Below are 5,490 nucleotides of genomic sequence, written 5' to 3' on the forward strand. Positions count from 1 at the left end.
CCCCGCGTCGGGCCCACACCATGCCCACCGGCAGAAACACCGACAGCCGCACCCACAACACCAAGATCAATCACTCATGAAAGACCGAGGCTAGAGGAAGCCGAGCCGCCGTGCCGCGTGCTGGTGAGCCGAGACGAGCTCAGCAAGCTGAATAGGCTTGCGAGACACCGCCGACAGAACCTTTCCCTCCCCGGTCCACGGCGGTGGCCAGGCGCTGAGCCCTTGATCTAGAGCGACGTTGGCCACCTCGGTCTCCCACCCCGGCCAGCGCAAGCCCTCATAGAACTGAGTCATGGCGCCGGTGAGCATCGCCTCAAGCCAGTCGCCATACCCGAGCTCGAGATCCTGCCAAGCCAGGTCCTCCGGGCCAAAGTAGTGCACCGTCGGCCTCACACCCGGCTCCGCCTGCGACCACGCGAACCGCCCGCCCATAACGTCGAGAGCAACGACCAGGCGTCCAGTCTTGGGAACGATCTCGGCCGCCACATCTGGCAGCCCATCGTGCCCTCCCCCGAGCACTCGAAGCCAACCGTGATCGATCAGAAGCCCGCCGCTGTTAGCCACCACGGCCCCGAGCCACGAGCTGGTCGTGATGTCCAAGGCTGTCAGGCAGGCTTCCGCCCGCTGGGGATCGGCCCTAAGCACCTCCACCGGGTACGGAGCTGCTGCCACCAGTGCCGAGATCTCCGACCACGCAGACTGTTCCACCCCCTCAGCCTCCCAGCAGGATCAACCATGTGACTATGAGGGGGCGAATTCGAGCGGTCGTCGCAGTGATGACGATCGTCACGTCGCCAGAGCGGCGTGAAGACGCCGGCCGGTGTGCGCTAGCCGAGGGTCTTGCGGGGCCGATTGGTGAGGCGTTGCTCGACGGCGCGGAGATCGGCGGCGGTGTGCTGCGACAGGTCGGTGCGCTTGGGTAAGTGCTGGCGCAGCAGGCAATTGGTGTTCGTGCTCGTGCCGCGATGGACGGCGGGTACGGCCAGTACCCGCAGGTCCGTAACTGGATGGCTGGCCAGGCTCTGCCGTACGTGGTGGCGACATCCGCAGCGCTGCCGTTGACCCAGTTCAGCGTCGCACCGGGAACCGCCGCGATCACCCGCGCCGACGACCTGCTGTCCCGGCTGGCCGAGGGTGACTGGCAACGTCGCCCGTGCGGTGAGGGCAGTAAAGGCGGCCCGACGGGTTCACTTATACCCTGCTGCTGCGGCCCTCGATCGCCGACCCCACCGACATCATCTATTTTCTCGCCCAGGCCCGGCACCCGACACCGACCACCACCCTCATCCGGGTCGCGGGAAGCAGATGGACGATCGAGGAGAACAACAAGCAAGGGAAAGAATCTCGTCGGCATTGATTAGCACCAGGTCAGGACTTGGACGGCGTGGCACTACACCAGCACCGCGTGCATGTTCGCCAAGGCGTTCATTGCCGTTCAGCAGAACACCGCCACCAGCGCCGACACCCCGGCCGGCGCCTGGATCAGCGGCTTGGGAAAGCATCAGCCCACCGCCAACCCGTCCGACAGGCCGCGACTGACTGAGCCTAGATCTGCTCACCCACGCCACCGTCACCGACGCCCGTAACCTGCTCACACAGAACGTCCTGCACTCCCGCCAAGACCCGCGCCACATCCTGCGGTGGACCGCCTGGCGCCTCAAACACAAGTTCTACGCCCGGATCAGCCACTACCTCCGCCGCGGCGACCCCCTACCCGAAGCCGTACAAAAATTGGTAAAGCGCCCGGCGTCATCCAGCTCCGAAAGGTCCGCAGCTGTAGTACCGGGTAAGACAACACGGTGAGGCTCCCGGCTAGGGATCTGACTTTGGTCGATCGCTGTCCTGCCGGGAGCCTCGTCCTATGTCGATGCCAGCCTCCCGCACTTCCCGCGACCTGCACCATCACGTCGAGATGGCTTATTCATCATGATCGCAGCACCATCAATGGCCCGAACAGCGATCATAGATGCTCAATAAATCGCTACCGCGCGAGTTTGTGGGAGTTCAATAAAAATGACACTTCAGCCATCAAGGCATCGATCGCATAATTCTTCAACGTACGCTGAATAGCGCTCTCTGAATTCCCTGCAGTCCGGCCACTACTCCGCTTTCTCGCGGATGCCGTAGCGGCGGTAGACATACCCAAGCGGCCCAGGCGCCCACCAGTTCCACCGACCGAGGAGCCGCATGGTGGCCGGCACCAACAGCGCCCGCACAAGAATTGCATCGACCATGATTGCGACAACCATGCCGACCCCGATCAGCTTGATGAACGACATGCCTCCGGTCGCGAAGCCGATCACCACGATGATCAGCAACAGTGCCGCGGCGGTGATAATCCGGCCGGTGTGCTGCAGTCCGGCGGTCACCGCACCCACGTTGTCCCCGGTGCGGTCCCACTCCTCGCGAATCCGAGAGAGCAGGAAAACCTCGTAGTCGGTGGCCAGACCAAAGAGCACTGCCAACATAAGGATTGGATTGCTCGGTTCGATGAAGCCGGTTGGAGTGAAGCCGAGCAGGTCGGCGAAGTGGCCGTCCTGGAAGATCCAGACCACCACGCCGAAGGACGCCCCAATCGAGACCAGGTTCATCAGCACTGCCTTGACTGGCAGCACCACCGAGCCAAAGGCTAGAAAGAGCAAAACCAGCGTCGTTGCGGCCATCAGCAGCCCCATCCAGGGCAGCCGGTCGGCAAGACTGTCCAACAAATCCCGATCGGTGCTGGGCCGGCCGCCCACCAGAACCTCGACGCCGGCAGGCGCGGGCAGGACACGAATCGCGCGGACCGCGTCCTGGGCGATCTCGCCGGTGGGCTCTCCGGAGTAGGCAACCGTTAGCAGCGTTGAGTCACCCCGGTTCGCAGCGACGGCAACCCCGGTCACCCCCGGCACCGTCGCCACCTGGCCAACGAACGACTGAACCTGGGCCGTCGGCGCGCCGGAGACTAGGACTTCAATGGGGGCAACCGCGCCGCCGGGAAACTCCTTGGCGATCCGCTCGGAGACCACCCGCGGGGCCGCAGTCGCCGGCAGGACCCTTTCGTCGAAGCCGCCAAACTCGATACGCAGGAACGGAGTCGCGAGCACCGCTAGTAGCACGAGGACTCCAACTAGGTAACGCACTGGCCGCCGCATAACACTTTGAGCAACGCGTGCCCAGAGATTGCCGCCCCCTCGCGCAGCCCGACGCCTACTCCGAAGGCCGTGGCGCCAAGGCTGCGGTACACGTAGCGCGTCTATCCGATAGCCGAGCACCGCCAGCAGTGCCGGCAGCACGGTGAGCGCAGCCAGCATGGCGACGAGTACAGCGGCCATTCCGCCAATACCCATGGAGCGCAGGAACGTCTGCGGGAAGATCAGCAGACTCGCCATGGCCAGCGCGATGGTAAGCCCGGAGACCAGTACGGTGCGACCGGCGGTGGCCATGGTACGGGCGATCGCGGCTGGGGTCTCGTAACCCGCGGCGAGTTCCTCCCGGAAGCGGCTGACCACGAAGAGCGCGTAGTCGACCGCCATACCCAGCCCGATCAGGGTGATGATGTTGATCGCGAAGATCGAGACATCAGTGACCAGGTCAACAAGACGGACCGCAACGAATGCGCCGAGGATGGCCAGCCCGCCGATCAGCAGCGGAGTGGCTGCAGAGACTAGACCGCCGAAGATCAGCACCAGTAGGACCAGCAGGACGGGCATGGAGATCAGCTCCGCCCGGGTGATGTCCTTCGTGGTCTGCACATTTGCCTCGTGCAGAAACGGCACCGACCCGCCAGCCTCAGTGCGTATGCCCGGCGCGCTCAGGATCGATCGGAGCGTCTCGAAAGCCTCGACCTTGCCATCCTCGCTGCTGGCGCGGAGCTGAACCAGTGCGTAGGTGGCTCTGCGGTCGGCGGCCAGGAGGGCTGGCGCCTTGGTGTCGTACCAAGTAGTCACGCTAGCTACCTCGACGCGTCCGCGCAGCCGGCCGATCGCGTCGGCGACTGGACCTTGGAAGCTTGGGTGGTCAACGCTGACGCTGTCGCTCGACCAGAGCACGATGACGTCGGCACCCTGTGGGCCGAGCTCCGCGGCGACTCTTCTGGCAGCCTGGCTGCTCTCGCTGGCCGGATCGTCAAACCCGCCGCCGGTCAATTGCCCGAAGACCCCGGTCCCCCACGTCAAGCCGATCCCGACCAAGACAGCGGCCATGGCCAGCACGATCCAGCGCAGCCGAACCACAGCCCGCCCCCACCAGACAAACATCGCTTCCCCCTTGACAGGCCGCTAGGCTGCAACCGTCGCTAATGATATGAACGCCGTTAACTAGTGAACGGCGTTCACTATCGCAACGCTGTACGCTTTCGTCAAGAGGAGTTGGTGCATGGTCGAAAAAACTCGGCGAGACCGCTTGCGCATCGCCACCATCTCGGAAATCAAAGGGTGTGCTCGCCGACTGCTCGTCACCTCCGGGGTCGACGCCGTATCACTCCGCGCGATCGCTCGCGACATGGGCATGAGCGCTCCCGCCATCTACCGCTACTTCCCCAGCTTGGAGGCCCTGGTCCGCTCGCTCACCGCAGACCTCTACGACGAGCTGCGGGAAAGAGTTGAGCAGGCAACCGCCGACGCCGTCAGCGACGATCCCATCGGTGAGCTGTTAGCTATGTCACGAGCCTTCCGCCGATGGGCCGTTGGGCACCCACACGAATTCACCCTCATCTTCGGTTGCCCTGCGCGAGGACTACCCGAGCCGGTCAGCCTGCGGGCCGACGCCGACCCTGCGGGAGTTAGGTTAGGGGCAGCGTTTTTGGCACCATTCGTCACCTTGGCCGCGCGGCGAGCTCTTCCCGACCCGCCTAATGCTCTCTACCAGCAGCACCTTGGAGACCGGCTAGCCCCACTCATGGCCAGCTATGGCGGACTGACGGCCGAGGCGGCCTACGCCTTCCTTGCTGCTTGGACCCGGCTCTACGGCTTGATCGCCATGGAGGTTTTCGATCATCTCAGCTGGGCTGTGTCTGAGCCAGAAGCGCTATTCGAGACCGAGTTGGCTGTATTGGCGGCCCACCTCGGTCGGCAGCCCGGGGCTGATTCCACCGCTTAGCCTCGGTCTTTCATGAGTAATTGATCTTAGGGTTGGACTGTAGTCGGCGGTGTTTCTGCGGGTGGGCATGGTGGTGACCCGGCGTGTGGCCGGGTTCCTCCAGGCTGTTGTAGTGGCAGGGTTCTGGTTCAGGTCAGCGGGCGGGGTAGTGCTGCCGGGCGGTGGAACGCGGTGATGATCTGGTCAGCCCAGGGCCAACTGTCGGCGATGCGTAGCCAGGTTCGTCGTGCGATGCGGGCGATCCGGGCTGGGACGTGCAGCAGTCGGTAGCGCGCAGCTTCTTCGGGTTCGCGCGAGCCAGATCCCCATCTAGTACCAACGCCGTTCAGTTAGGGCGGTGGGCGGCGTGTCAAGGCGTGTCTGGGACGTGAAGCAGCGGAGCTCCGGTATAGAGGGTGGTCACTCTAAGAC

Annotated in this window: 3 protein-coding genes and 2 pseudogenes; 1 reads left to right on the forward strand and 4 read right to left on the reverse strand. The window is 64.2% G+C overall.

Going from position 1 to position 5,490, the window contains the following annotated elements; all coding sequences use genetic code 11:
* Positions 1 to 90 precede the first annotated feature (90 nt).
* The 3 genes and pseudogenes from ABZS40_RS36105 to ABZS40_RS36115 form a co-directional block, all read right to left on the reverse strand.
* Positions 91 to 708 (reverse strand): DUF2625 family protein, encoded by a 618-nt coding sequence (locus ABZS40_RS36105; protein ID WP_354949195.1) that lies wholly within the window; start codon positions 706 to 708, stop codon positions 91 to 93.
* 119 nt (positions 709 to 827) lie between these two features.
* A pseudogene (locus tag ABZS40_RS36110) lies at positions 828 to 965 on the reverse strand (IS30 family transposase); the annotation flags it as partial.
* 1,134 nt (positions 966 to 2,099) lie between these two features.
* The gene (locus ABZS40_RS36115; RefSeq protein ID WP_354949196.1) at positions 2,100 to 4,238 is read right to left on the reverse strand and encodes an MMPL family transporter; all 2,139 of its coding nucleotides are present in this window, start codon (positions 4,236 to 4,238) and stop codon (positions 2,100 to 2,102) included.
* 118 nt (positions 4,239 to 4,356) lie between these two features.
* Here ABZS40_RS36115 and ABZS40_RS36120 point away from each other — a divergent pair, with 118 nt between their 5' ends.
* Positions 4,357 to 5,079, forward strand: a complete 723-nt coding sequence (locus ABZS40_RS36120; protein ID WP_354949198.1) for a TetR/AcrR family transcriptional regulator — start codon at positions 4,357 to 4,359, stop codon at positions 5,077 to 5,079.
* Positions 5,080 to 5,207: 128 nt separating this feature from the next.
* On the opposite strand, the pseudogene ABZS40_RS36125 reads toward ABZS40_RS36120, so the two are convergent.
* Positions 5,208 to 5,398 (reverse strand): annotated as a pseudogene (locus ABZS40_RS36125) (IS1380 family transposase); the annotation flags it as partial.
* Positions 5,399 to 5,490 lie beyond the last annotated feature (92 nt).

Source organism: Micromonospora sp. NPDC005324, assembly GCF_040607155.1.
In the GTDB taxonomy this organism is placed as follows: Bacteria; Actinomycetota; Actinomycetes; order Mycobacteriales; family Micromonosporaceae; genus Micromonospora; species Micromonospora trifolii.

What these genes read in the sequence shown, in the direction of transcription:
- ABZS40_RS36115 (WP_354949196.1), bottom strand. Translation starts at nt 4,238, where the DNA reads ATGTTTGTCTGGTGGGGGCGGGCTGTGGTTCGGCTGCGCTGGATCGTG.
- ABZS40_RS36120 (WP_354949198.1), top strand. Translation starts at nt 4,357, where the DNA reads ATGGTCGAAAAAACTCGGCGAGACCGCTTGCGCATCGCCACCATCTCG.